26 protein-coding genes are annotated in these 26,524 nt (G+C 41.6%); 22 read left to right on the forward strand and 4 right to left on the reverse strand.

The features are described 5' to 3' along the window. The first annotated feature begins 45 nt into the window (after positions 1-45). The 11 genes from mraY (at position 46) to ACTQXY_RS06910 (ending at position 10,985) form a co-directional block, all read left to right on the forward strand. Positions 46-1,002 carry a phospho-N-acetylmuramoyl-pentapeptide-transferase gene (gene mraY, locus ACTQXY_RS06860; protein WP_441658872.1) on the forward strand — a complete coding sequence of 319 codons (957 nt, stop codon included), beginning with the start codon at positions 46-48 and terminating at the stop codon, positions 1,000-1,002. A gap of 20 nt (positions 1,003-1,022) precedes the next feature. Then, positions 1,023-2,375, forward strand: a complete 1,353-nt coding sequence (gene murD / locus ACTQXY_RS06865) for a UDP-N-acetylmuramoyl-L-alanine--D-glutamate ligase (protein WP_441658913.1) — start codon at positions 1,023-1,025, stop codon at positions 2,373-2,375. A gap of 18 nt (positions 2,376-2,393) precedes the next feature. Continuing rightward, a complete protein-coding gene (locus ACTQXY_RS06870) occupies positions 2,394-3,479 on the forward strand; it encodes an FtsW/RodA/SpoVE family cell cycle protein (protein WP_441658873.1) in 1,086 nt (361 codons plus the stop codon). Between the two features lie 24 nt (positions 3,480-3,503). Further along, entirely contained in the window at positions 3,504-4,286 is a 783-nt protein-coding gene (locus ACTQXY_RS06875) for a cell division protein FtsQ/DivIB (RefSeq protein ID WP_441658874.1), read from the forward strand. 137 nt (positions 4,287-4,423) lie between these two features. After that, on the forward strand, positions 4,424-5,620 hold the full coding sequence (gene ftsZ / locus ACTQXY_RS06880) for a cell division protein FtsZ (protein WP_441658875.1): 1,197 nt from the start codon (positions 4,424-4,426) through the stop codon (positions 5,618-5,620). A 167-nt stretch (positions 5,621-5,787) separates the two neighbouring features. After that, the gene (locus tag ACTQXY_RS06885) at positions 5,788-6,567 is read left to right on the forward strand and encodes a sigma-E processing peptidase SpoIIGA (protein WP_441658876.1); all 780 of its coding nucleotides are present in this window, start codon (positions 5,788-5,790) and stop codon (positions 6,565-6,567) included. An 11-nt stretch (positions 6,568-6,578) separates the two neighbouring features. Then, complete coding sequence (sigE, locus tag ACTQXY_RS06890) at positions 6,579-7,322, forward strand: RNA polymerase sporulation sigma factor SigE (protein ID WP_441658877.1); 744 nt, start codon at positions 6,579-6,581, stop codon at positions 7,320-7,322. A gap of 67 nt (positions 7,323-7,389) precedes the next feature. Further along, entirely contained in the window at positions 7,390-8,997 is a 1,608-nt protein-coding gene (locus ACTQXY_RS06895) for an MBL fold metallo-hydrolase RNA specificity domain-containing protein (protein WP_441658878.1), read from the forward strand. A gap of 132 nt (positions 8,998-9,129) precedes the next feature. Then, positions 9,130-9,909, forward strand: coding sequence for an RNA polymerase sporulation sigma factor SigG (gene sigG, locus ACTQXY_RS06900; RefSeq protein WP_004611104.1), 780 nt, complete (start codon positions 9,130-9,132; stop codon positions 9,907-9,909). A gap of 136 nt (positions 9,910-10,045) precedes the next feature. Beyond that, on the forward strand, positions 10,046-10,708 hold the full coding sequence (locus ACTQXY_RS06905; RefSeq protein WP_441658879.1) for an HAD family hydrolase: 663 nt from the start codon (positions 10,046-10,048) through the stop codon (positions 10,706-10,708). A 13-nt stretch (positions 10,709-10,721) separates the two neighbouring features. Beyond that, positions 10,722-10,985, forward strand: coding sequence for a hypothetical protein (locus ACTQXY_RS06910; RefSeq protein ID WP_004611102.1), 264 nt, complete (start codon positions 10,722-10,724; stop codon positions 10,983-10,985). Between the two features lie 21 nt (positions 10,986-11,006). Here the strand turns inward: ACTQXY_RS06910 and ACTQXY_RS06915 are convergent, their stop codons facing one another. Continuing rightward, a complete protein-coding gene (locus ACTQXY_RS06915) occupies positions 11,007-11,438 on the reverse strand; it encodes an FMN-binding protein (RefSeq protein WP_441658880.1) in 432 nt (143 codons plus the stop codon). 143 nt (positions 11,439-11,581) lie between these two features. Here ACTQXY_RS06915 and pth point away from each other — a divergent pair, with 143 nt between their 5' ends. The 5 genes from pth to ACTQXY_RS06940 all read left to right on the forward strand — a co-directional run bounded on the left by pth (position 11,582) and on the right by ACTQXY_RS06940 (position 18,197). Beyond that, positions 11,582-12,157, forward strand: coding sequence for an aminoacyl-tRNA hydrolase (gene pth / locus ACTQXY_RS06920; protein ID WP_441658881.1), 576 nt, complete (start codon positions 11,582-11,584; stop codon positions 12,155-12,157). Between the two features lie 12 nt (positions 12,158-12,169). Then, the gene (mfd, locus tag ACTQXY_RS06925) at positions 12,170-15,508 is read left to right on the forward strand and encodes a transcription-repair coupling factor (RefSeq protein WP_441658882.1); all 3,339 of its coding nucleotides are present in this window, start codon (positions 12,170-12,172) and stop codon (positions 15,506-15,508) included. Between the two features lie 46 nt (positions 15,509-15,554). Continuing rightward, positions 15,555-16,589, forward strand: a complete 1,035-nt coding sequence (locus tag ACTQXY_RS06930; RefSeq protein WP_441658883.1) for a peptidyl-prolyl cis-trans isomerase — start codon at positions 15,555-15,557, stop codon at positions 16,587-16,589. A gap of 67 nt (positions 16,590-16,656) precedes the next feature. Further along, on the forward strand, positions 16,657-17,442 hold the full coding sequence (locus ACTQXY_RS06935; RefSeq protein ID WP_004611097.1) for a ZIP family metal transporter: 786 nt from the start codon (positions 16,657-16,659) through the stop codon (positions 17,440-17,442). A gap of 53 nt (positions 17,443-17,495) precedes the next feature. Beyond that, entirely contained in the window at positions 17,496-18,197 is a 702-nt protein-coding gene (locus ACTQXY_RS06940) for a DUF5758 domain-containing protein (RefSeq protein WP_441658884.1), read from the forward strand. A gap of 45 nt (positions 18,198-18,242) precedes the next feature. On the opposite strand, the gene pdaA is transcribed toward ACTQXY_RS06940, so the two are convergent. The 3 genes from pdaA to ACTQXY_RS06955 form a co-directional block, all read right to left on the reverse strand. Then, positions 18,243-19,049, reverse strand: a complete 807-nt coding sequence (pdaA, locus tag ACTQXY_RS06945) for a delta-lactam-biosynthetic de-N-acetylase (RefSeq protein WP_441658885.1) — start codon at positions 19,047-19,049, stop codon at positions 18,243-18,245. Positions 19,050-19,189: 140 nt separating this feature from the next. Further along, positions 19,190-19,639, reverse strand: coding sequence for a DUF6465 family protein (locus ACTQXY_RS06950; protein WP_441658886.1), 450 nt, complete (start codon positions 19,637-19,639; stop codon positions 19,190-19,192). Between the two features lie 119 nt (positions 19,640-19,758). Then, positions 19,759-20,787 (reverse strand): hypothetical protein, encoded by a 1,029-nt coding sequence (locus tag ACTQXY_RS06955; protein ID WP_441658887.1) that lies wholly within the window; start codon positions 20,785-20,787, stop codon positions 19,759-19,761. A gap of 209 nt (positions 20,788-20,996) precedes the next feature. On the opposite strand from ACTQXY_RS06955, the gene ACTQXY_RS06960 reads away from it, so the two are divergent. The 6 genes from ACTQXY_RS06960 (at position 20,997) to ACTQXY_RS06985 (ending at position 26,507) form a co-directional block, all read left to right on the forward strand. Beyond that, positions 20,997-22,406 (forward strand): amidophosphoribosyltransferase, encoded by a 1,410-nt coding sequence (locus ACTQXY_RS06960; protein WP_441658888.1) that lies wholly within the window; start codon positions 20,997-20,999, stop codon positions 22,404-22,406. A gap of 155 nt (positions 22,407-22,561) precedes the next feature. Then, positions 22,562-23,260, forward strand: coding sequence for a VanR-ABDEGLN family response regulator transcription factor (vanR, locus tag ACTQXY_RS06965; RefSeq protein ID WP_118208298.1), 699 nt, complete (start codon positions 22,562-22,564; stop codon positions 23,258-23,260). Further along, complete coding sequence (locus ACTQXY_RS06970) at positions 23,193-24,317, forward strand: ATP-binding protein (RefSeq protein WP_441658889.1); 1,125 nt, start codon at positions 23,193-23,195, stop codon at positions 24,315-24,317. Before vanR ends, ACTQXY_RS06970 begins: the two co-directional genes overlap by 68 nt. A gap of 32 nt (positions 24,318-24,349) precedes the next feature. Continuing rightward, positions 24,350-25,177, forward strand: coding sequence for a PHP-associated domain-containing protein (locus ACTQXY_RS06975; protein WP_441658890.1), 828 nt, complete (start codon positions 24,350-24,352; stop codon positions 25,175-25,177). Between the two features lie 17 nt (positions 25,178-25,194). Continuing rightward, positions 25,195-25,986, forward strand: a complete 792-nt coding sequence (locus tag ACTQXY_RS06980) for a DUF975 family protein (RefSeq protein WP_441658891.1) — start codon at positions 25,195-25,197, stop codon at positions 25,984-25,986. 62 nt (positions 25,987-26,048) lie between these two features. Further along, complete coding sequence (locus tag ACTQXY_RS06985) at positions 26,049-26,507, forward strand: prepilin peptidase (RefSeq protein WP_441658892.1); 459 nt, start codon at positions 26,049-26,051, stop codon at positions 26,505-26,507. The last annotated feature ends 17 nt before the right edge of the window (positions 26,508-26,524 follow it).

Raw genomic sequence — 26,524 nt, forward strand, 5'->3', positions numbered from 1 at the left:
GTATAAGGTTATAGAAGAATAACTAAAGAGATGAAGAGGTGTGGTATGGATTATAAAATGGTGATACCGGTACTGGTGTCATTTGCTTTGAGTGTGATTATGGGACCGGTTGTGATCCCGATACTTAGAAAGTTGAAGATGGGGCAGACAGAGCGAGAGGAAGGTGTGCAGTCACACTTAAAGAAAGCTGGGACGCCGACGATGGGAGGCGTGATCATTCTTGCGAGTATCGTTTTGACGTCTCTGATTTATATAAAAGATTACCCGAAAGTGATCCCGATTTTGTTTGTGACACTTGGATTTGGGATGATTGGATTTTTAGATGATTATTTGAAAGTTGTGATGAGACGGTCTGACGGACTGTATCCAAAGCAGAAGATGGCGTTGCAGATTTTGGTGACGGGAATTTTTGCCTACTATATTGTTCGGTTTACAGATGTGCCGCTCACATGGCTGATTCCGTTTTCAGAAGGAAAATATTTGGATTGGGGAATTTTTGGAGTTCCGCTTTTGTTTCTTGTGGTGATTGGAACAGTCAACGGAGTGAATTTCACAGACGGATTGGATGGTCTTGCATCCAGTGTGACGGTTTTGGTGGCGACTTTTTTTACCGTCGTGGCAATCGGAACAAAAAGCGGGATTGAACCGATCACCTGTGCAGTCGTAGGTGCGCTGCTTGGATTTTTGCTGTTCAATGTATATCCGGCGAGTGTGTTTATGGGGGATACCGGTTCTCTTGCACTTGGGGGATTTGTCGCATCGACGGCCTATATGTTGCAGATGCCGTTTTTTATAGCGATTGTAGGGTTGATTTATCTGATTGAAGTACTGTCGGTAATGATTCAGGTAACTTATTTCAAAAAGACAGGTGGAAAGCGCATTTTTAAAATGGCGCCAATTCATCATCACTTTGAACTTTGCGGCTGGTCAGAGACGAGGGTTGTGGCTGTATTTTCGATTGTTACGGCAATCTTATGTCTCATTGCACTTATGGCGATATAGAAAAATACAGGAGGAACAATATAGATATGAAAAATAAAAAAGTACTTGTATTTGGTTCTGGAGTCAGCGGAATCGGAGCGGGAAAATTATTAGAACAGGTTGGAGCATCTGTCATTTTATATGACGGGAAAGAGACGCTTGACAAAGAAGTGTTAAAAGCACAGCTTGGTGAACATACAAGAGTAGAAATCATTTTGGGAGAACTTTCAGAGGAGGTTATGGAGACGCTTGACCTTGTTGTGATGAGTCCGGGAGTGCCTACAGACCTTCCGGTTGTCTTAAAGATGCGCGATATGGGAATTCCAATCTGGGGAGAAGTCGAGCTTGCCTATACATATGGAAAAGGTGATGTGCTTGCTATCACCGGAACCAATGGAAAGACGACGACGACTGCACTTTTGGGAGAGATTATGAAGAACTATAAAGAGAGTGTATTTGTGGTTGGAAATATCGGAAATCCATACACAGCAGCTGCGTTGGAAATGAGAGAGGACAGCGTGGCGGTGGCTGAGATGAGTAGTTTTCAGTTGGAGACAATCCATGAATTTCGCCCGAAAGTCAGTGTAATCTTAAATATTACACCGGATCATCTAAACCGTCATCACACGATGGAAGCGTATATCAAGGCAAAAGAAGATATTGCCAAAAATCAGACGAAAGAAGATACCTGTGTACTGAATTACGAGGATGAAGTGACAAGGAAATTTGGAGAAACTGTAAAAGCGAATGTTCTATATTTCAGTAGTCAGCGTAAACTAGACAGAGGGATTTACTTAGCTGATGGAAATATTATATTCAAGCAGGACGAAGAGATCTTGGTCTGCAACGTAAATGAGCTGAAATTACTCGGGACACACAACTATGAGAATGTGATGGCAGCAGTTGCCATGGCTGCGGCATATGGGACACCGATGGAGATTATCCGCAGGACAATCAAAGAATTTGCGGGAGTGGAGCACCGGATTGAATTTGTGCGTGAGAAAGACGGTGTTGCATATTACAATGATTCCAAAGGTACGAATCCGGATGCGGCGATCAAAGGGATTCAGGCGATGAACCGACCGACTGTTCTGATCGGCGGAGGATATGACAAAGATTCTGAGTATGAGGAGTGGATTCAGGCGTTTGACGGAAAGGTAAAACTCCTTGTATTAGTCGGCGCAACAAAAGAGAAAATTGCAAAAGCAGCCGAGAGAGTCGGATTTGTGTCATATGTCATGGCAGACTCTTTTGAGGAGGCGGTAGAGAAATGTATTGAGGCGGCAAAGTCTGGGGATGCAGTTTTACTATCACCGGCATGTGCAAGCTGGGGGATGTTTAAAAACTATGAGGAACGTGGAGATAAATTCAAAGAACTTGTAAATTGTCTATAAGTGGGGAGTGGATTTATATTGACACGGCAGAACAAAAAGAGAGGCTATGATTACAGTCTTCTCGCAGTTGTTTTCCTGTTAGTGATCATAGGATTGATTATTTTGTACAGTACAAGTGCCTACAATGGACAGGTAAAATTCCATGATCGGTTTTACTATTTGAAAAAACAGGCATTTGCGACGGCGCTTGGACTGGCACTGATGTTTTTTATGGCGAATATCGATTATCATATTTGGCAGAAATTTGCAGTGCCGGCATATATTACGGCGTTACTGTTGTCTGTAGCGGTTTTGATTGTGGGGGATGAGTACAATGGGTCCAAAAGATGGTTATCTTTCGGACCTTTGTCATTTCAGCCGTCGGAGTTTGCAAAGATTGCAGTGATTTTATTCTTGGCATGCGTGATCACAAAGAATGTGCGAAAGATGAAAAAAATGCGATATTTGCTGTTTGTGATGCTTTTGATTTTACCGATTGTAGGACTTGTGGGGGCGAGCAATTTAAGCACCGCAATCATTATTCTTGGAATTGGCGCTGTGCTTGTGTTTGTGGCAAGTCCAAAGTACGCACAATTTGTATGGCTCTGTGTCAGCGGCGCCGGATTTATGGGGATTTTTCTGGCTCTTGAGAGTTATCGTCTGGAACGTCTGGCAATTTGGAGAAACCCGGAAAAATATGAAAAAGGTTATCAGACACTGCAGGGATTGTTTGCAATTGGCTCGGGAGGTCTGTTTGGAAGAGGACTTGGAGCAAGTGTGCAGAAGCTCGGATTCGTTCCCGAGGCACAAAACGATATGATTTTTTCTATTGTCTGTGAAGAATTAGGACTTGTGGGGGCATCATTTATTATTCTTTTGTTTTTGATTCTAATTTGGCGCTTTTTTATGATTGCTACACATGCAAAGGATTTGTTTGGGGCGCTGATCGCGTCCGGAGCGATGGCACACATGATGATTCAGGTCATACTCAATATTGCAGTTGTCACCAACACGATTCCAAATACAGGAATCACGCTGCCGTTTATCAGTTATGGAGGAACTTCGGTTATGTTTCTTCTATTAGAAATGGGACTTGTCCTGAGTGTATCGAATCTGATAGAATAGAAAAGAAACGACAGGAGGAAAAAGATGGAGCAGGAAAGAGAAGAGATCGAAGAAAGACCGAGAAAAAAAAGAAAAAAGAAAAAAAGTAAAATTGGATATTATTTGTATGCAGTTGTTGTACTACTATTGGCGGTCGCTATTATAGTCGTATCTACACTGATTTTATTTCATGTACAGAAGATAGATGTAAAAGGAACACAGTACAGCGAAAAGAATGAGGTGCTAGAGTGGGTGCGGAAAGATAAATACACTTCGAATGCGTTGTATGCACTTTGGAAATTTAATTCAGGTTCCTATAAGATACCGCCGTATCTGGAAAAGGTAGAGGTAGGGCTTTCGGCTCCGTGGGCATTAAAAGTAAAAGTGACAGAGAAAAAGATGATTGGCTGCATTGTATCAGACAACGAGTATATATATTTTGATAAAGAAGGACTCGTGCTTCTGAAAAGTGCTGAGAAGATGGATGGAATACCGATGATAGAAGGACTGGAAGTCGGAACGATAGAACAGTATAAAAAGCTTTCTGTGGATAATGAGAACGTATTCTCCTATATTGTGGAGTTGACAAAAGAGGTAAAGAAAAATAATTTGGAGCCGGATCGCATTGTGTGGGAAGATAACAGTATGGAGCTGTATTTTGAAAATGTGTGTGTGCGTCTTGGAAGAAGCCGTTTTGACGAAAAAGTTGTTCAGCTTTCACCGATTTTGGAAAAATTAGAGGGAAAAACAGGTGTGCTCGATATGGAATATTATAATGAAGCAAGCTCAAACATCAGTTTTAAAGAAGAAGTTACGCAAAACGAGTAAAAAAATGAAAAAATAAGAAAAGTTTCTATTGATTATTTAAGGAAAAGCCGATATTATATAATTATGTGACAAGAAGCATATAAGGTATAATCTAGGGATGTATAAGATAAATTAGGGAAACAAAGGAGGAGAAACTCTTGTTAGAAATCAAAACAAACGAATCAGAAGCAGCAGCAAAAATAATTGTAGTAGGTGTCGGTGGCGGTGGTAACAACGCTGTGAACCGTATGATTGATGAACAGATCGCCGGCGTTGAATTTATTGCAATTAATACAGATAAACAAGCGTTACAGTTGGCAAAAGCTCCAACATTGATGCAGATTGGAGATAAACTTACAAAAGGTCTCGGAGCAGGAGCAAAACCTGAGATCGGTGAAAAAGCAGCAGAAGAAAGTGAAGAAGAGATTTCGGCAGCATTGAAAGGTGCTGATATGGTATTTGTGACATGTGGTATGGGTGGCGGAACCGGTACAGGTGCTACACCAGTTGTTGCCCGTATTGCAAAAGAGCAGGGAGCACTTACTGTTGGTGTCGTTACAAAACCTTTCCGTTTTGAGTCAAAGACACGTATGAACAATGCTCTTGCAGGAATTGAAAAACTAAAAGAGAATGTAGATACATTGATTGTGATTCCAAACGATAAGCTGCTTGAAGTGGTAGACAGAAGAACAACAATGCCAGATGCTTTAAAGAAAGCGGATGAGGTATTGCAGCAAGGTATTCAGGGAATTACAGATTTGATCAATGTACCTTCTTTGATTAACCTGGATTTTGCCGATGTACAGACAGTTATGCTTGATAAAGGTATTGCACACATTGGTATCGGATATGGAAAGGGAGATGACAAAGCTCTTGAGGCGGTGAAAGAAGCGGTGTCAAGTCCACTTTTAGAGACAACAATTGCAGGCGCATCACACGTTATCATTAATATTTCAGGTGATATCACATTGATGGATGCAAGTGATGCAGCAGAATATGTACAGGAACTTGCAGGTGAAGAGGCAAATATTATCTTCGGTGCAATGTATGATGATACAAAGACCGATGAGGCGACGATTACAGTTATTGCGACAGGTCTACATAACACTGGTGGGACAGCTTCAAAATTAAAAGCAAGATTGGAAAAAGCTGTTATGCCTACGATTCAGAATGTAGAACAGCCGGAAGTTTCTGTGAATCAGCAGGCTGTGAATAAGGAGCTCGGAGCGGGAGTGGCAAATTCAGCACAACAAAAGGTTGCGGGTGGAACGATGCCGACACTGCAGGTGCCAAGAACACCAACGAGTCATGTAAAAGAACAGTCCATTAAGATTCCATCATTTTTGAAAAAATAAGAGGTTGAAGAGTGAAAAGAGATATGCAAGAGCATGTCTCTTTTTTTGTCGAACGAATGGGGGAAGTTTCCAAGCATATTTGACAAATTTCTCAGTGGCTGTTTCGTATAATATGTCTTGCTTGAGTACCAAATCGATTTTGAATCGAAGGAGAAAGAAGGTGGAACGTGTACTATGAATTATATATAGACGTGTTGTTTCTGGTAAATTTTATGATGGATTACATACTGTTGCTTTTAGTTCGAAGGATGTTGAAGTGTACTGCCACACACGGCAACATCTGTATGGGGGCAATGACAGGTTCTTTTTTGATGTGTGTGATCATCATATTGCCGGTTCCATATATGTTGTTGAAATTCATATTGTTCCATGTATTTGTAAACACAGCAATGATTAGAGTAGGACTTAAAATCAAAGATATGAGAAATCTTGTCAAAGCACTTCTGATGCTTTATGTGGGGGGATTTCTTCTGGGAGGTGTGATGGAATATTTTAAGCAGTATGTAAAGCTTGGAAGTATGTTCCTGATTATAGCAATCGGAGCATATTACATCGTCACATGGATTTGGAGTTTTATTAGTTCCGTACAAAAAGTGAATCAGTACCAGTGCAGAGCGGATCTGTATATGGGAGAGAAGAAATGCTGCATCAAAGGTATGATCGATACAGGAAATGGACTGCATGATCCGGTCACAAATGAGCCGGTCAGCATATTGGATCAAAAGACGGCAATGGAATTTCTGGGAGATGTAAAACTGGAGAAGATCAGATATGTTCCATATCATTCCATTGGCAAGCGAGAAGGAGTTCTTCCCGTTGTGCGGATTGACAAAATGTGTGTGGAAAATGATGAAGTTCATTGGATTCAAAAACCGTTAATTGGAATCAGTGAGGAACAAATTGCGGAAGGGACATATCAGATGATTTTAAATCCTGACATATTTTAGGAGGCGTAAAAATGATTATAAATGCAGTGATGTCAAATCAGTTTAAATTAAAATTCATACCGGGATTTCGGACATTTTTGTTTCCGGAAAAAAAAGATATACATTACATAGGGGGATCTGAAGTGCTTCCAGCTCCACTGGCGGTGGAGGAAGAAGCAGAAGCAATCAGCGACTTAGGATCAAAGGATAACGAACAGGCGAAGAAGGTTCTGATTGAACATAATCTGAGACTTGTCGTTTACATTGCGAAGAAATTTGACAATACGGGGGTTGGAGTAGAAGATCTGATATCGATTGGGACGATTGGTCTGATTAAGGCAATCAATACATTCAATCCGACAAAGAATATAAAGCTTGCAACATATGCCTCCAGATGCATTGAGAATGAGATTTTGATGTATCTGAGAAGAAACAATAAGACAAAGCTGGAAGTGTCAATTGATGAGCCGCTAAATGTCGACTGGGATGGAAATGAGCTTTTGTTGTCCGATATTTTGGGGACAGAAGAGGATACGATATATCGTGATCTGGAAAATGAGGCAGAGCGAAAATTACTTGTTAAAGCAATCGGCAGGCTTTCCAACAGAGAGAGGATGATCGTGCGAATGCGTTTTGGGCTTGGAACACTTGACGGGGAGGAAAAAACGCAAAAAGAGGTCGCTGACATCCTTGGCATTTCACAGTCTTATATTTCAAGACTGGAGAAGAAAATCATGCAGAGATTAAAGCGGGAAATGGTGCGTTATGAATCTTAAAAATTGGTAAAAAGACTATCGAAAAGAAGGAAAAAGTGGTAGGATAAAAAGAAAAGGGGTTGATTGTATGAAATTAACGTTTATCGGAGCAGCCCATGAAGTGACTGGAAGCTGTCATTTGCTGGAGACGAATGGTAAGCACATTTTGATTGACTGTGGTATGGAGCAGGGACCGGATTTGTATGAAAATCAGGAACTTCCGATTGCACCGGGGGATATTGATTTTATACTTCTGACACATGCGCATATTGACCATTCAGGTTTGATTCCGCTTATGGTGAAAAATGGATTTAAAGGACAGATTGTCACCACTTTTGCAACTGCGGATCTGTGCGATATTATGCTTCGAGACAGTGCCCATATTCAGGAGTTTGAAGCGGAGTGGAGAAATCGAAAGGCAAGACGTTCCGGTGAGCCGCTGTATGAGCCGCTGTATACGATGCAGGATGCACAGGATGCAGTGGAGCTTTTGGCACCGTGCGATTATGAGCAGCGGATAGAGCTGTGCAAGGGTGTGGAAGTGCGTTTTACTGATATTGGACATTTGCTTGGCTCTGCCTGTATCGAGATTTGGATTACAGAGGAGGGGATATCGCGGAAAATTGTATTTTCAGGGGACGTCGGAAATATCAATCAGCCGATTATCAAAGATCCGAAACAGATAAAAGAGGCAGATTATGTTGTGATGGAATCGACTTACGGAGATCGTCTGCATGGAGATGAGAGACCGGATTATTTGGGAGAATTTACAAGGATTTTGCGAGAGACCTTCCAAAAAGGAGGCAATGTAGTGATTCCTTCTTTTGCAGTGGGAAGGACGCAGGAACTACTGTATTTTATCCGTGAGATCAAAGAGAAGAATCTGCTGAGTGATTTCCCGAACTTTGATGTGTATGTGGACAGTCCGCTTGCGATTGAGGCAACCAGTGTGTTTACAAAGAATGAGAGAGATTGTTTTGATAAAGAGGCAATGGAATTGGTGGATCAGGGGGTTAACCCGCTTGTATTTCCGGGGCTGAAGCTTTCGGTGACGAGTGATGATTCCAAATTGATCAATTTTGACAGTAGACCAAAAGTCATTATATCCGCTTCCGGGATGTGTGAGGCGGGCAGAATCCGGCACCATCTGAAACATAATCTCTGGAGAAAAGAATGTACGATTCTTTTTGTAGGTTATCAGGCGGTCGGCACGCTCGGACGAAAACTGATCGAGGGAGCGCCTGTTGTCAAGCTGTTTGGCGAGACTATTGAGGTGGCTGCCAGAATTGAATCGTTGAAAGGAATCAGCGGTCATGCGGATATGAATGGACTACTTGATTGGCTTGGCGGATTTGAATCGGATATCAAGCATGTATTTGTCGTGCATGGAGAGGATCAGGTGACCGATTCCTTTGCAGAGACAGTGACCGAGAGATTTGATATACCGGCATTCGCACCGTATTCAGGCGGATGTGTAGATCTTGCGACGAATCAGATTCTGTCAAAAGGAAGTCCGATTGTGAAGAAGAAAGTGGAAAAACCAGAGAAATTGAGAGCAGAAAGTGCATTTAACCGCACAGTAAACGCAGGAAAATATCTGCTTGAAGTTATTATGAAAAATGAAGGTCTCGCAAATAAAGACCTTGCGAAATTAGAAGCTCAGATTAAAAATCTGGCAGATAAATGGAATAGATAATCAACTGTTTGAAATAATAGTTCTTGAACAAGTGTCAAGGACTATTATTTTTTTTATTTCGTCCAAAATAGTATATTTACACCACACAATGCAGAGAATCCTACTAGAAAGAAATCGTGGGAGGATACAAAGATGGCACTGAATAAAGTGGAAATATGTGGTGTGGACACGTCGAAGCTGCCGCTGCTTAAGGAAGAAGAGAAAAATGCACTATTTGCAAAGATTAAGGCAGGAGATGAGGGAGCGAAAGAGCAATATATAAAAGGAAATCTAAGACTAGTATTAAGCGTGATCAAGCGTTTTACGAATAGCAATGAAAATCCGGATGATCTGTTTCAGATAGGATGCATCGGGCTGATCAAGGCAATCAATAATTTTAACACAGAGCTGGATGTCAAATTTTCCACCTATGCAGTTCCGATGATTATCGGGGAGATCAGAAGATATATGAGAGACAATAATTCGATTCGTGTAAGTCGTTCGCTGCGGGATACGGCATACAAAGCAATCTATGCAAAAGAGGGATATATGAAACGGAATCTAAGGGAGCCGACACTTCAGGAAATCTCAGAGGAGATTGGCATAGCAAAAGAAGATATTGTGTTTGCGATGGATGCGATTCAGGCGCCGATGAGCTTAAATGAGCCGGTCTATAATGACGGTGGAGATGCACTTTATGTGATGGATCAGATCAGTGACAAAAAGAATAAAGAAGAGAACTGGATTGAGGAACTGGCACTTCAGGCAGCGATGGAACATCTGGGAGAGAGAGAAAAATATATTATCCGATTACGTTTTTTTGAGGGGCGCACCCAGATGGAAGTTGCGGAGGATATTGACATTTCCCAGGCACAGGTGAGCAGACTTGAAAAACACGCATTGAAGGTGATGCGGCAATATCTGATGGCGTGAGAGGAGAGAAAACATGGGCAGTGTGCGAGGAGAAAAGTATACTGCCTTTACTACTTTTTGGAGGTTGTAAAAAAGATATTGAAATTTCAGAGTGTTCATACTATACTGATGCTATAAAAAATTAAGGAGGCACACAATGTATAAAGCATGCATATTTGATTTGGACGGGACATTGACAGATACATTAGAATCCTTAACATATTCAGTTAATGAAACGTTGGAAGAATTAAAGCTTAAGAAAATTACACAAGAGCAGTGCAGAAGCTTTGTCGGAAATGGTGCGAGATGTCTGATCGAACGTGCCTTGGTGGCAGGAGGAGATTTAGAAAGATCTCAGATGGAGCCGGCAATGGAGATATATGGACGTATATTTGGAGAAAATTGTACATATCATGTAACACCATACGATGGAATCGCAGAGATGCTTGAACAGTTGAAGAAGAGTGGAATCAAGCTGGCAGTGCTGTCGAACAAGCCGCATTTGCAGGCTGTTGATGTGGTGAAGGAATTTTTCGGGGAAGATGTTTTTTCATATGTTCAGGGACAGACAGACAGTGTACCGAGAAAGCCGGATCCGAGCGCAGCGCTGATGATTGCAGAAAAGCTTGGATGTAAAAAAGAAGAATGTGTGTACGTCGGAGATTCAGAAGTGGATATTAAGACGGGGCATGCAGCGGGTATGAAGACAGTGAGCGTATCCTGGGGATTTCGCTCAAGAGAAATACTTAAGGAAAATGGTGCAGAGCATATCATTGACAGACCAAAAGAATTAATTCATATGATAGGAAAGGGTATATAGGAGGAATTTTAAAATGTATGAATATGATGAAGAATGTTTAAAAGTTTTTTTGGAGAAACAGTTACAGTTATTTGATGAACCGGTTGCGGAGACGCTTGAGGAAGCAGAGGCATTTTTGGAGGACTGCATGGCAGTTGTCGTGGATTCTCTGGACGAAGTGAGAGATTATTTTGAAGAGAACGGAGCGGATATCGCAGAGATGACAGATGATGAGCTTGAGGAGGCTTCGGAAGTATTTCCGGTTTCCGACGGACGCTATCTTGTTGTAGAAGGATAAGAGAAGCAAAAAGCCACGGTTTTATTTGACCGTGGCTTTTTTTAATGCATCATCAATTGCGTTTATGATGACTTGTGAGGTGTAAGGATTATCTTCCGGGTAGGATATATTTTCCAGTGACTGGGAATCATAGACCTGCTCTGCAATATTTTCAATTGCAGGCTGAATCAGCGGGTACATTGTTGCAACTGTTTCATCCAGATTGCTGAATCGGATGGAGTTGATGTGAGAACTGTCCACTGCAACTTCCACTTCCAATGAAGTGTTATTTAAAGTGACGGTGGAAGTGTAGACACCGGGCATATATTCTTGTTTTTTGGATGTATGTTTTTCATCATTTGGGAGGAACATAAAGGTTAGCAGCAGGATCAGCAAAATTCCCAGCACAATGAACACTACAGTATAAATCACTTCTTTCATGTGTAAGACAACGATTTTGGTCTTGGAACTCATAGAGGCCTCCTAATCTATCGAACGATAATTGTTTACTTTTTATAATGTATGAAGAAGTTTGGAAAATTATTCATGGCTTTTGCGTGACAAACGAGGATAGTTCTTGTAAAATAAGAAAAGCAGTAAAAAGAAGAGGTGAAATGATGTTTGTTATAGTAGGATTAGGAAATCCGACGGCTCAGTATGAAGGAACGAGACACAATGCCGGGTTTGATGTCATAGATGTGTTGGCGGAGAAATATAATATATCAGTAGATGCAAGGAAGTGTCGAGCATTCTGCGGGAAAGGAGTCATTGGGGGGCAGAAAGTACTTCTTGTAAAACCGCAGACCTATATGAATTTGAGCGGAGAGAGCGTTGGGGGAATTGTAAATTACTACAAGATTGATCCGGAGTCTGAGCTGCTTGTCATTTATGATGATATCAGTCTGGATGTAGGACAACTTCGCATCCGCAAAAAAGGAAGTGCGGGCGGTCACAATGGAATCAAGAATATTATCGCCCACCTTGACACAACGGTATTTCCGAGAATTAAGGTAGGAGTAGGGGAAAAACCGAAGAATTACGATCTTGCAGACTATGTGCTCGGTCATTTTTCTAAACAGGAAAGAGAATTGATGGAAGAAGGATATGAACATGCATCTGATGCAGTAGAGCAGATTGTGCAAGGTGAGATTGAGGCTGCGATGAATGTGTTCAATAAAAAAGTAAAAGCATAGAAGGAGGAGAACATGCAGTTTTTTGCAGGACCGCTGAAAGAATTGGCAGAGTATGAAGAGATTCAGAAAAAAAGAACGGAAAAGCAGGGAATGATACAGATATCAGGTTGTGTCACTTCCCAGAAAACACATTTGATGTATGCGCTGGGCGATGGTTTTAAACGAAAAATCATCGCTGTTTCCAGTGAGCTCAAGGCAAAACAAATTTATGAAGAGTACCGTTTTCTGGATTCTGATGTATGGCTCTATCCGGCAAAAGACTTATTGTTTTATCAGGCAGATCTTCGTGGCAAGTTTTTGATTAAACAGAGAATGGAAGTGTACCAGGCATTGCTTGAACAGGAACAAGTCACTGTGATCACAAGCTTTGACGGTTTTATGGATTCTTTGCTTCCGCTGGAAGAGATGGAAAAGAGGGTCATCTCTTTGGAGGCGGGACAGGCGCTTGACTTTGAAAAATTAAAAAAAGATATGGTGCTTCTTGGATATGAGAGGGAAGAACAGATTGAAGGTCCCGGACAGTTTGCGGTGCGGGGAGGTATTTTAGATATTTATCCGTTGACGGAAGAAGTACCTGTGCGTATTGAGATGTGGGGAGACGAAATTGATTCTATCCGTACATTTGATGTGGAAAGCCAGCGCTCTATTGAGAATTTGGAATCGATTCGTATCTATCCGGCAACAGATTTTCCGGAAGAACAGGCAAAACGTGTTTCATTTTTAGATTATTTTGATAAGAAAACAAGTATGCTGTTTTTGGATGAGCCGGTGCGTCTGATTGAAAAGGGAGAGTCTGTGGAGGAAGAATTTGTGCAGGCACAGGCAAACCGTATGGAATGTGGGTATACGGTCTCGGACGAGGAGATGAAACTGTTCTCCACAAAAGAGATTGCCGACAAGATGAACCAATACTATAGTATCGGGATGTCGGCATTGGAGATGAAGTGCAAAGAATTTAAGACGCGTGGACTGTATCATTTGCAGGCAAAAGGGGTAAACCCGTATAATAACAGTTTTGAGATGCTGACACGGGATCTGAAGCAGTTAAAAAGAAAAGGGTACCGTGCGATCTTGCTTTCCGGTTCCCGAACAAGAGCAAAACGTCTGGCAGAAGATTTAAGAGATTATAATCTAAGCAGTTTCTACAGTGAGGATGTAGAACGAGAGGTTAATCCCGGAGAAATCATGGTGACTTACGGCCATGTGACGGAAGGATATGAATATCCGATGATCAAATTCATCGTCATTTCTGAAACGGATATCTTTGGGCAAAAAAAGAAAAAGAGAAAGCGGAAAGTATATGAGGGACAGAAAATACAGAACTTTTCAGAACTGAAGGTCGGAGATTATGTAGTACATGAAAATCATGGATTGGGGATTTATCAGGGAATCGAAAAGATTGAGGTGGATAAAGTTGCCAAAGACTATATGAAAATTGCTTATGCGGCGGGCGGGAATCTGTATATTCCGGCAACTCAGCTGGATTTGATTCAAAAGTATGCAAGCGCAGATGCAAAGAAACCAAAGCTTAATCGGCTTGGTGGACAAGAGTGGACGAAGACGAAGACAAGAGTTCGCGGGGCGGTAAAAGAGATTGCAAAGGACCTTGTCGAACTGTATGCGGCAAGACAGGAAAAACATGGATTTGTCTATGGAGAGGATACCGTATGGCAGAGAGAATTTGAGGAGATGTTTCCGTTTGAGGAGACGGAGGATCAGCTGCTTGCAATCGAGGCGACGAAAAAAGATATGGAGAGCACCAAGATCATGGATCGCCTGATTTGTGGAGATGTGGGATACGGCAAGACAGAGATTGCGATCCGTGCGGCATTTAAGGCGGTGCAGGAGAATAAGCAGGTGGTGTATCTCGTTCCGACGACGATACTTGCCCAGCAGCATTATAATACGTTTGTGCAGCGCATGAAGGAGTTTCCGGTGCGAGTCGACCTGATGTGCCGTTTCCGTACTCCGGCGCAGCAGAAAAAGACAATTGAGGACACAAAACGCGGTCTGGTGGATATCGTGGTAGGTACGCACCGTGTGCTGAGCAAAGATTTGGAATTTAAAGATTTGGGACTTTTGATCATCGATGAAGAACAGCGTTTTGGAGTACAGCATAAGGAGCAGATTAAAAAATTAAAAGAGAATATTGATGTGCTGACGCTGACAGCGACACCGATTCCGAGAACCTTGCATATGAGCCTCATCGGAATACGTGATATGAGCGTGCTTGAGGAGGCTCCGGTTGACCGTATGCCGATTCAGACGTATGTCATGGAATACAATGATGAGATGGTGCGCGAGGCGATACAAAGAGAATTATCCCGTCAGGGACAAGTGTATTATGTGTATAACAAAGTGAAAGATATCGATGAGATTACGGACAAAGTGCAAAAGCTTGTGCCGGAGGCAAATGTGGCATTTGCGCATGGGCAGATGAAAGAGCGGGAGCTTGAGAACATTATGCTTGATTTTATCAATGGGGAAATCGACGTGCTTGTGTCGACGACGATCATAGAGACGGGGCTTGATATTTCCAATGCCAATACAATGATTATCCATGATGCAGACCAGCTCGGACTTTCGCAAATGTATCAGCTAAGAGGACGTGTGGGACGTTCCAATCGGATGGCATATGCGTTTTTGCTGTACAAAAGAGATAAGCTCCTACGTGAAGTGGCAGAGAAACGCCTGTCAGCAATCCGAGAGTTTACAGATCTTGGTTCTGGTTTTAAGATCGCCATGCGGGATTTGGAAATCCGCGGAGCAGGGAATCTTCTGGGGGCAGAACAGCACGGACATATGGAGGCGGTCGGGTATGACCTGTATTGTAAGATGCTCAATGAGGCGGTTAAACAGCTGAAAGGTGAGATTGAGGAGGAACCATATACAACAACAGTAGATTTGAATGTAGATGCGTTTATTCCGGCGTCGTATATTGCGAATGAATACCAGAAACTCGATATTTATAAGCGGATTGCAAGTATTGAAAATGAGGCGGAGATGGATGATATGCTGGAAGAATTGATTGACCGATATGGAGATATTCCGAGAAAAGTTCAGCAGCTTTTGCAGATTGCGTTGTTGAAATCACTTGCACACAGTGCATATTTAGTTGCTGTGGAGCAAAAAGGAGAACAGTTCCGGTTCACAATGTATGAACGTGCGAAGGTGCATGCAGAGCGGATTCCGATGCTGCTTGATAAATACAAAGGGGCGCTTAAATTTACGGTTGATACGAATCCATATTTTGTCTATGAAAAGAAAGCAAAAAATAAAAAAGAGAAAGATGATGATGTGCTGGAACTTGTGAAAAAAGTGTTAAATGATATAAAAACATTGATAGAATAAAGAAAAACCGCTATAATTAAGAATTAGAAATACAAAGGAGGCAGTTATGAGGAATCTGAAAAAGAAAGTAGTCGTATTTGCGACAGCGGCATCTCTTGCAGTAGTCTCAATGACAGGATGTGCAAGCTTTGAAAACGCAGATACAGTGGCAACTGTTGGAGGGGATAAGATACCGGCAGGAGTTGCAAATTTTTATGCGAGATACCAGCAGGGAATGATTGAGACAAACTTAGGCTCTATGCTTGGAGACAACATGTGGACGCAGGAAGTAAGTGAGGGAAAGACCTATGAGGACAATGTAAAAGACAGTGTGATGGATGCGCTTCAACAGATGTATATTCTGGAAGACCACATGGCTGAATACGAGGTTGCGTTGACAGATGAAGAAAAGAGTGCTATTCAGGAAGCGGCAAAAAAATTTGATGAGGGCAATGAGCTGGAAGCCAAAGAATTGGTATCCGGAGAGACGGAGTATATAGAAAGAGTGCTGACTCTGCTTACGATTCAGAAGAAGATGACGGATGCGGTGACAAAGGATGTAAGCACAGAAGTTTCGGATGAAGAGGCTGCGCAAAAGAGTATGCAGTATGTAAGTTTTCCGTATACGACAACAGACGAAGAAGGGAATTCTAAGACTTTGACAGATGAAGAAAAGGCAGCCCTGAAAGAGACGGCAGCAGCTTTCCTGGAAGGTGCAAAAGCGGCAGAAGATTTTGCGGCTTACGCGACAGAACAGGGCAAGGAAGCGCAGACAGCTACCTTTGATTCAGAGAGTACATCGCCGGCCGCGGAGTTGATCGCAGCAGCAGATTCTTTGGGAGTGGGCGGATTTACAGATGTCATAGAGACGGAGAATGGACTCTACGTCGCAAAAGTGACGAGTCTGCTCGACAGAGATGCGACAGATGCAAAAAAGGAGACAATCGTAAATTCTCGGAAAAGCGAAAAGTTCAATGAGGTTTATGATGGCTGGAAAAAAGACACTAAGATAAAAGTGAATAAAGATGTATGGGCAAAAGTAGATTTTCAGGATGTCGGAGTAACTGTTAAACAGAATGAAGAAGAGCCATACACAGAATAATTAAGGAGACAGCTTTCTTTCACGGAAAGCTGTTTTTTTCATATAGTATCAGCAGAGGTGATCGTATATGAATGGAATTTTAATGGCACTATTTGGAACACTTGGAACCTTTCTCATAACAGCTTTAGGAGCAGCGGGGATTTTCTTTGTCAGACGGGAAGTCAGCGGAAATCTGCAGTGTGGATTTTTAGGATTTGCCGGAGGAGTTATGATAGCTGCGTCCGTGTGGTCGCTGCTGCTTCCGGGGATTGATTTTGCAGAGGCAAACGGGCAGGTTGGATGGCTTGTCATGACCGGTGGTTTTTTGTTGGGAGTCATCACATTGCTTGTGGCAGACGGACTGATGAAAGCATGGTATGAGAGAGAAAAAAGTACACAGCTTACATTGGGGAAAAGTACGGCAATGCTGATCATAGCAATCACAACTCACAATATTCCAGAAGGAATGTCAGTCGGGCTCGCATTTGCACTGGCGGGACAAAATATGCAAGATACGGCGTTGCTGTCAGGTGCGGTTGCACTGGCGATCGGAATTGGAATTCAGAATTTTCCAGAAGGGACGGCAGTTGCATTGCCACTTGTGAAAGAAGGGGTAAGCAAAAAAAGAGCATTTGTCATTGCGAGTATGACAGCAGTTGTAGAACCTCTTTTTGGTGTGCTTGCAGCAGTATTTGCGAGATTTGCAAATGCATCGATTGCAATATTACTTGCATTTGCTGCTGGAACAATGATCTATGTCGTTGTGGAAGAGCTGATTCCACAGGCGCATATGGGAGAAAACGGGAAGATGGGCACACTCGGATTTGTTGTCGGCTTCCTTGTGATGATGATATTGGATGTTGCACTTGGATAAGAAAAGTGCTATTTACAAGCGAGTGTGGTAAAATAGAGAAAGAGGTGGTACAGATGAGGAAGATATCGGTGGAGGAATTGAATGAAAAATTAGAGAGCAGAATGAGTGGGGAGAGGCTGAATCTGCGGGAGGTAGCTTTGAGTGGAGCTGATTTGAGCGGGTACAATCTGGATGAGATTGATTTTTCCATGAGCCAGTTTCACCAGGTGTGTTTTGACGGGGCAAGTTTAAAAAAGAGCAGTTTGGAAAATACATTGTTTGATATGTGTACTTTTCGAGATGCCAGTCTTCAGGAGGCGAATTTAAAGTGTGCGGCGATGCGTTACAATGATCTGACAGGCGCAGATATCAGAGGGGCGAATCTGATGTGCGCAGTGCTGGAGCATGCAAAACTAGATGGGATTATTCATGACGGGCATACGAAATTTTTTGACTTGTATTGTCCGGCAAAAGGAGCGTTTCTCGGTTATAAAAAATGTTTTAATGACAGACTGGTTCAGCTTTTGATTCCGGCAGATGCAAAACGAAGTTCCGCGACAATGAACTCATGCAGATGCAGCAAAGCGAAGGTCCTGACAATCAAAAGCTTTGATTATCAGGAGGAATACGAAGAGGCATGGTCATTGGTTGATGAAAATTTCGTCTATCGGAAGGGACAGTGGGTAGAAGTTCCTGATTTTGATGAAGACAGATGGAATGATTCCACAACCGGGATTCATTTTTGGATGACGAGAGAGGAAGCGATGGTATATTAGAAAAAGGATGGGGAACGAAAGTAATGTTCACCCATCTTTTTGACGTTATGGCATTTGGTCCAGAGATTTGAAGGTATATCCCATTTCTTCCCACTTTGTCAGCAACTCATCTAAGATTTGTCCGTTTGTGGAAGAAGTGTTATGCAGCAGAACGACAGCGCCGGGATGTATTCTTCCAAGTAGTTTGTCAAATGCCTCTTCTTTTGTCGGTTGCTTATCCTGATACCAGTCAACATAGGCAAGACTCCAGAAAAACGTCTTATACCCGAGTTCTTTTGCCATTTTTAAGTTTTCTTCACTGTATTTTCCTTGCGGAGGGCGATAAAATTTTATCATTTCTTTTCCGGTGATTTCCTGATAGAGTTTTTCGACATCCTGAATTTCCTTTGAAAAGCTTTCCATCGTGGAAATTTTGGACATGTCCGGGTGCGTATAAGTATGATTTCCTACGATATGACCTTCCTCGACCATCCGTTTGATCAGATCGGGGTTGTCGGAGAGAAAATTCCCGACGACAAAAAATGTAGCCGGAACATTGTGTTTTTTCAGTGCATCTAAGATGGCTGGCGTGTTACCATTTTCAAAGCCGGCATCGAACGTAAGATAGATTACCTTTTGATCGGTATCTTCGGCGTAGTAAGCATCATATTGCTTTAAGTCCTCGTAGGTCGCATTTGCAACGGGAGGTTTTCCGTCCTCCTGAAAACTCAGTCCCCAATTGCCGGTGGCAGATGTCGTGACCGACTTTGTCTGAAAATGTTCCACTGTCCGGGCAAAAAAGTGACCGACGAGGAATGCGGCGATAAATAAAAGAGAAGTACCGATTATTTTTTTGTGTGAGAATGGCTTCATAAGAACCTCAAAAATAGGATTTAGTTTAGTATATAAAAAAGAGGCTGTCTCTATTCCGGAGGAAGAAAAAAGGACAGAAGCAAAAACTTCTATCCTATCCTTACAATCATATATATCAAGTATTGTTATTCCAGTAATGATTAAAATGCTACACTTCCGGTCTCGGTTGTGTTGATTACATAATATACAGCGGCTTCTTCAGGTTTTATATATAATGTCATAGTCTTGATGTCGCCAATTTTTCTACCTGATTTCGTCCATGCCTTTTTCACTGCTGCGATCATGTCTTTGTCTTCCACTTGCTTTCCTTGGTGCTCTACGATCAAAGTCGTCTTCATCTCTTTTTTTGGAGCTGCTTTTCTTACTTTTTTTGCAGCTTCTTTTGTCTCTTCCACAACTTTTTCTGCAGCTTTCTCTACGGCAGGGGCAGTCTTTTCTACGATCTTCTCTACGGCAGGAGCAGTCTTTTCTACGACTTTCTCCACTACAGGAGCCGCTTTCTCAGCAACCTTTTCCACTACAGGAGCAGCTTTTGCTTTCATTGCGTTTAATTTACTTTCTTGTTTTTTAACTTGTCTTTTTGTAGCCATAATCATACCCTCCTAACAAACTGTACGGCAACATAATACATTATTCTTTTCTATTATAGCATACTGTCAATAAAATTGTTGCCAATAATTTTGAATTTTACGAATAAATGATGTATTTTCTATACAATTCGAAAATATATTTTATCCCGTCCCATGAAAAAATGGGAATCCTGAAGTTCTGGCTCATTGTCTGGAATGGCATCTATAATGTCGGATAACAAGATTTGTTGCTTGGCGGCTGGTGTGTGATATTGAAAATATTCAAGAATTTTTTTCGGAACACCTAATTTCACACGGCGCTTTCTGGCATACTCGTCTGTTTCGTCTTCGTCTATGTTGAGTCCGAAAAGTTCCAACTCAATCTCCAGATAACCGTCAATATAATCAATGACACTGTCAAAAGGCCTCCGGCGAAGAGATTCATCAAACAATTCACAGATATGTCGGTAGTAGAGAGTCAAAAACTGTTCTTTGTCAAAGTGAACATCGGCTTTTTTACCTTCCGGTGCATTGCGGAGAATTCCCTGAAGCTCATTGTGTTTGGTGTCAAAATAGGTCATAGATGCCATTGCAAATGTGGGTGCCTGCCCATTTACACTTTTGATACCGAGAACTTGATTGAAGGCATCGCTTAATGCCTTCGGAGCATGATCACGTTTTCCTGTCGGCTCCCAGATACTCCATTTTCCATCGGCTTGTGTCAGACCGACAAAGGAGGGTTTTTTGCGCCCGTTGCAGATAAAAGATTCTTTCCCGTAGACCTGTTCAAAAAGTGTTGTGTTCAAAAAATAGTCTGTCTGAAATTCTTTCATGCTGAAAAGCTTTGTAAAAATAAGTCCCAGATAGTAGGAGGTAACACTTTTTTCGCTCGCATCTAAATATTCTGTCTCAGGAGATTTGATTAGATAGCCGTCGCAGACAGAAAGAATGGATTCAATCATCGATACTTTAAAAATAAATTCCTGGCTCCGCTTTTCATGATGCCATAAAGCCAGATGCTGGCATGGAGTCGCGCATGTCACAAGGGCGTGCAGCAGTTCCAGATTGTTGAACTCTAAAATCTTAGAAGAAAAAAACGGCCATTCCATCCCGTTACAGCCTGTAATTTCCAATGCTAGTTTGTAGCAGTTATCCTGTGTTAGTTTCATAGAGATTCCCCGGCTTTCGAAAAGAAAAATACATTGTTTCTATGCTCTTATTATATGTGATTTTTCTGCTTGTTACAATAGTATTATTAATGAGACTTATAAACCCTCTTTAAAAATAATTAACTATCTTTCTTTGCACTTGCGGGCGATTCGTGCTAAACTTATTCTGTTAATGAGCTAATAAGATAATTGAAAAGAGGAGAAAATACATGGGTGGATTTTTTGGCGTTGCTGCAAAGACAGACTGCATATTAGATTTATTTTATGGCGTAGATTATCATTCACATCTGGGAACAAGACGCGGTGGAATGGCAACATTTGGAAAAGGCGGTTTTCACCGTGCGATTCATAATATTGAGAACTCTCCGTTTCGTACAAAGTTTGAGCGGGATGTCGAGGAGATGAAAGGGAATATCGGAATCGGCTGTATTTCTGATTTTGAACCACAGCCGCTTTTGATTCAGTCGCATCTGGGAAGTTTTGCAATCACAACAGTTGGAAAGATCAATAATCTGGATGCACTTTTGAATATTGTCTATGAGAATGGGCATACACATTTTCAGGAGATGAGCGGCGGGCAGATCAATGCAACTGAACTGGTAGCATCGTTGATCTGTAAAAAAGAGACGATTGTGGAAGGAATCCGATATGTGCAGGAGATCATTGATGGCTCCATGACAATGCTGATCATGACAAACGAGGGAATCTATGCAGCGAGAGACCGTTATGGACGTACTCCGCTGATGGTCGGCAAAAAAGAAGATGCATATTGTGTTTCATTTGAAAGTTTTGCATACATGAGTATGGGATACTCTGATTATAAAGAACTTGGACCGGCGGAGATCGTCTATATTACACCAGAGAGTGTGGAAGTCGTTTCAGAGGCAAAAAAAGATATGAAGATCTGTTCGTTCCTTTGGGTGTACTATGGCTATCCGACTTCTTCTTACGAGGGAGTGAATGTGGAAGAGATGCGTTATAAATGCGGCAGTATGCTGGCAAAACGTGACAAAGGAACCATCGAGCCGGATGTGGTAGCAGGTGTTCCGGATTCCGGTATTGCACATGCAATCGGATATGCTAACGAATCGGGCTACCGTTATGCGAGGCCATTTATCAAATATACACCTACCTGGTCCAGATCATTTATGCCTACAAATCAGGCACAGAGAGAAAAAGTAGCGAGAATGAAACTGATCCCGGTACCGTCTTTAATTGAAGACAAGAGACTGCTTTTGATCGACGATTCAATCGTGCGAGGAACACAGCTTCGAGAGACGACGGAATTTTTATATAACAGTGGCGCGAAAGAAGTTCATGTAAGACCGGCATGTCCGCCATTGCTTTATGGATGTAAATATTTGAATTTCTCACGTTCAAAATCAGAACTGGATCTGATTACCCGCAGAATTATTTTGGAACGAGAGGCAGAGAATGCAGAAAAGGTACTTGATGAGTACGCAGATCCAAACAGTGACCGCTATGAAGCAATGCTGGAAGGAGTGCGCAAACAGCAGAACTTTACGACATTGAGATACCACAGACTGGATGATTTGATTGCGTCTATCGGATTGGAACCATGTAAACTCTGTACATATTGCTTTGATGGAAAAGAATAAGATTTTTTGAGCAGGATTTTAGGAAGATCAGCTGGTAATCGCTGGTCTTCTTTTTAATTTGGATAAGAAAGATGGTTTATTTAAGAAAAAATATATATTTTGTACACAGGAGTTTGCTATAATACTTTTAAACCGTTAAGAAAAGAGGAAAATATATGGCGATAAACATTCTTGTAGTAGATGATGAAGAGGCGATTGCAGATTTAGTAGAAGTATATTTAAAAAGCGAAAATTACAATGTGCTGAAATGTTACAACGGAAAAGATGCGTTAAAGTGTGTAGAGAAAGAGGATATTGACCTTGCAATTTTAGATGTGATGCTTCCGGATATCGATGGATTTGATATCTGTCAGAAGATTCGTGAGAATTATCATTTTCCGGTGATTATGCTGACTGCAAGAGACGAGAACATTGATAAGATTACCGGACTTACGATAGGGGCAGACGATTATATCACAAAGCCATTCCAGATGCTGGAGCTTGTTGCAAGAGTCAAAGCACAGCTTCGCAGAGTGACAAAGTATAATCAGCAAGATGTAAAGATGAATGAAAATGTGATCATCATCGGCGGTCTGGTTGTAGACAAAGAGAACCATGAATGCACGATCAATGACGAACCATTGTCTTTGACCCCGACAGAATTTTCAATTTTGTGGGTATTATGTAAGAATCGTGGTAAAGTTGTGGATTCTGAAAAATTGTTTGAGGAAGTGTGGGGAGAAAAGTATTTTGTGAACAGTACGAATACAATTATGGTTCACATCAGACATTTGCGGGATAAGATGAATGATTCGGCGGAGAATCCAAAGTATATCAAGACTGTGTGGGGAGTGGGATACAAAATTGAAGGATGATGTTCGGGTATTTAAGAAAAAAATATTGTGGAAGACAGCATTTTTTCCTGGAGTTCTCACCATAATATGGGCAGTCAGTCTGTTTATTATATCTGATGGAGTGCTTAAGGCGGAAAGGCAGAAAGAGATTGTCTGCATAGTCGGAACAATCCTGTTTTTTTTAACCGCATATTCTTTTTCGTTAAAGAAAATTATAAAATATTTTGATGAGATTGGAGCCGGCATCAATCAGTTGCTGGAGGAAGAAAACGACAAGATACAATTGGAGCCGGAACTGGAATTTATTGAGAAGAAAATGAACCGGTTGAAGATCACGCTGGAACAGCGAACCAAAGATGCGATCCGCACAGAGCAGAGAAAGAATGATCTGGTCGGTTATCTTGCACATGATATCCGTACACCGCTGACTTCCATAGTAGGTTATCTGGAACTTCTAAATGACATGAAACAGATGGAAAGGACACAGCAGGAAAAATATTTGCGGATCACGTATGATAAAGCAAAGCGATTGGAAAAACTAATCAATGAGTTGTTTGATATTTCAAAATTAAATATGCAGACAGTTGCCTTAAAGAAGGAACAGGTGAATCTGACTTTCATGTTGTATCAGATGGCAGATGAATTTTATCCGATGTTGGAACAAAAAGGACAGAGCATGAAGATGGAGATTGACGAGAAGATTTTGATATACGGAGAGGCAGACAAATTGGCGCGTGTGTTTGGAAATATTTTAAAAAACGCAATCGCTTACGGAGATGCAGGAAGTGAGATTACAGTGCAGGCGGCGAAAGGTGTGGAGAATGTTGTGGTCACTTTTGTAAACAGGGGAGCAGAGATACCAAAACATCAGTTGGAACATATTTTTGAGAAATTTTATCGTTCGGACAGTGCAAGATCTACAGATACCGGAAATGCCGGACTTGGTCTTGCGATCGCAAAAGAGATTGTCACGCTGCATGGTGGGGAGATTTGGGCAGTTAGCAATAAAGAAGATACAAAATTTATTGTAAAACTTCCGATTTTATGTCATTGCGACTTCGGAAGTGAAGATGTATAATGGGTATATAAAAAGAAAAGGGGGCTTATTTTATGAAGATAGATATGCATTGTCATGTAAAAGAAGGATCCCCGGATAGCAAGGTAAGTTTAGATGAATATATTACGATTCTAAAAGCAAATGGCTTTGAAGGGATGCTGATTACTGATCACGACACGTACAAAGGATACAGGTATTGGAAAAACAAGATGAAAGGAAAAAGCCATGAGGATTTTGTCGTCCTGAAAGGAATTGAATATGATACCTGTGATGCAGGGCATATTATTGTCATTATGCCGGAAGGTGTAAAGATGAGGCTTTTGGAGTTAAAAGGACTTCCGGTCTCTGTGCTGATTGACTTTGTTCATCGACATGGAGGTGTGCTTGGACCGGCGCATCCGTGCGGAGAAAAGTATATGAGCTTTACGAACACAAAGAGATTTTATAAAAATCCGGAAATCATAAAGCGATTTGATTTCATTGAAGTATTCAATGCGTGTGAGTCAATGGAGTCCAATGAAAAGGCGGCAAAGCTGGCTTATAAGTACCAAAAAGTGGGAATTGGGGGAAGCGACGCGCATCGTCCGAACTGTGTAAGTATGGCTTACACAGATTTACCGGAGAGAGTGACTTGTGAGACAGAGCTGATTTCTCTGATTCGAAGAAAAGTTCCGCTGGAAGTTGGTGGAATGTTATATAATAAGACGACGAAGGAAAAACTTGGAAAGGCAAATAAGATTCTGGTGTATTCGTTTTGGATCTATAACAAAACAGGTGGACTGATTAAAAGAAGCAAACGAAAGAGAAAGAGCATGCTGGAGAATCCGATAGATCCGATTGATCCAATCGAGATGGAATATCTTGCAAATTACAAAAGATAGCAGAAAGGAAGACAGTTATGTGGACAAGATATGATTTGAAGATGAATGCAAAGATGGCATTTAAGAGAAATTATTGGACGTGTGTGCCTGCAAGTCTGGTGGTAGGAGTTTTGAGTGGAAGTATGTTTACCGGTTCCGGAAGCGGTGTGCAGACTACGCTGGAGGTACAGCATAATAATCCATATGCATATGACAGTTACAGCGCATATTCTTATAACAGCAGCAATTCGATATTCGGGGGAATTATTTTTTCTTCGATAGTAATCACGATTTTGCTGGTGATTGCATTGCTAGCTTCGTTATATACGATTTTTGTCGCAAATGCGGTATCTGTAGGCGGATGCAGATATTTTATGGAGAACAGAGAGCATCAGACAAGTGCTTCAAAGGTGTTTTATGGATTCCAGAATGGAAGATATGGAAATGTGGTCAAGACAATGTTTTTCCGGGATTTGTTTATTTTATTGTGGACACTGCTTTTGATCGTACCTGGAATCATTAAAAGTTACAGTTACAGACTTGTTCCATATATTTTGTCAGAGAATCCACATATGGACAGAAAACGTGCGCTGGAGCTGAGTCAGCAGATGATGGACGGGCACAAGATGGAAGCGTTTGTGTTGGAACTGTCTTTCTTTGGCTGGTTCTTATTATCGGCATTGACTTGCGGACTGGTTGGTATCTTTTATGTAAATCCGTATTTGGATGCGACATTTGCAGAATTTTATGTGGCAATCCGAACAGAGAGCATCGGAAAAGGACTGGTGGCAGAAGGAGAACTTCCAGGTTATAGTGCTCAGACAGTTTAAAAGGAGAATCCTGCATCTGCAGGATTCTTTTTATGATAAAAGATGGAAAAAAGAGGACAGATATGGAAAAAATGTTTCTAATAGGAGTTGTTTGTGTTATCTTAATATCGATTGCAGTAGTGGATGCAAGAAAAAAGAAAATTCCCAATATACTTTTGGGAATACTTTTTTTCTGTGCGGTGCTTTCCGGCTTTATCTTTCCGGGGATATCGTGGCTGGATCGAATTGCGGGAGGGATTCTGGTCAGCGCAGTGTTTTTGATCGTGATATGGATTCGACCGGGAGCATTTGGGGCAGGTGATGTCAAGCTCATGGCGATATCTGGTCTTATGCTCGGTGTGGGGAGAAATCTCACTGCATTTGGATTTGCGACAGCGTTAGCGGCATTATATTGTCTGCCGGGGATATTGCGCAGAGATAGAAAGAAAGAGTCGGAGATTGCCTTTGGACCATTTTTGTGTGTGGGAATTTTGCTTTCTATCTTTTTTGGAAAAGTATTTATCCGATGGTATATCAGTTAAAAGTGAGGAGAAAATAG

It is taken from the genome of Faecalimonas sp. LCP19S3_D12 (assembly GCF_052121495.1).
In the GTDB taxonomy this organism is placed as follows: Bacteria; Bacillota; Clostridia; order Lachnospirales; family Lachnospiraceae; genus Faecalimonas.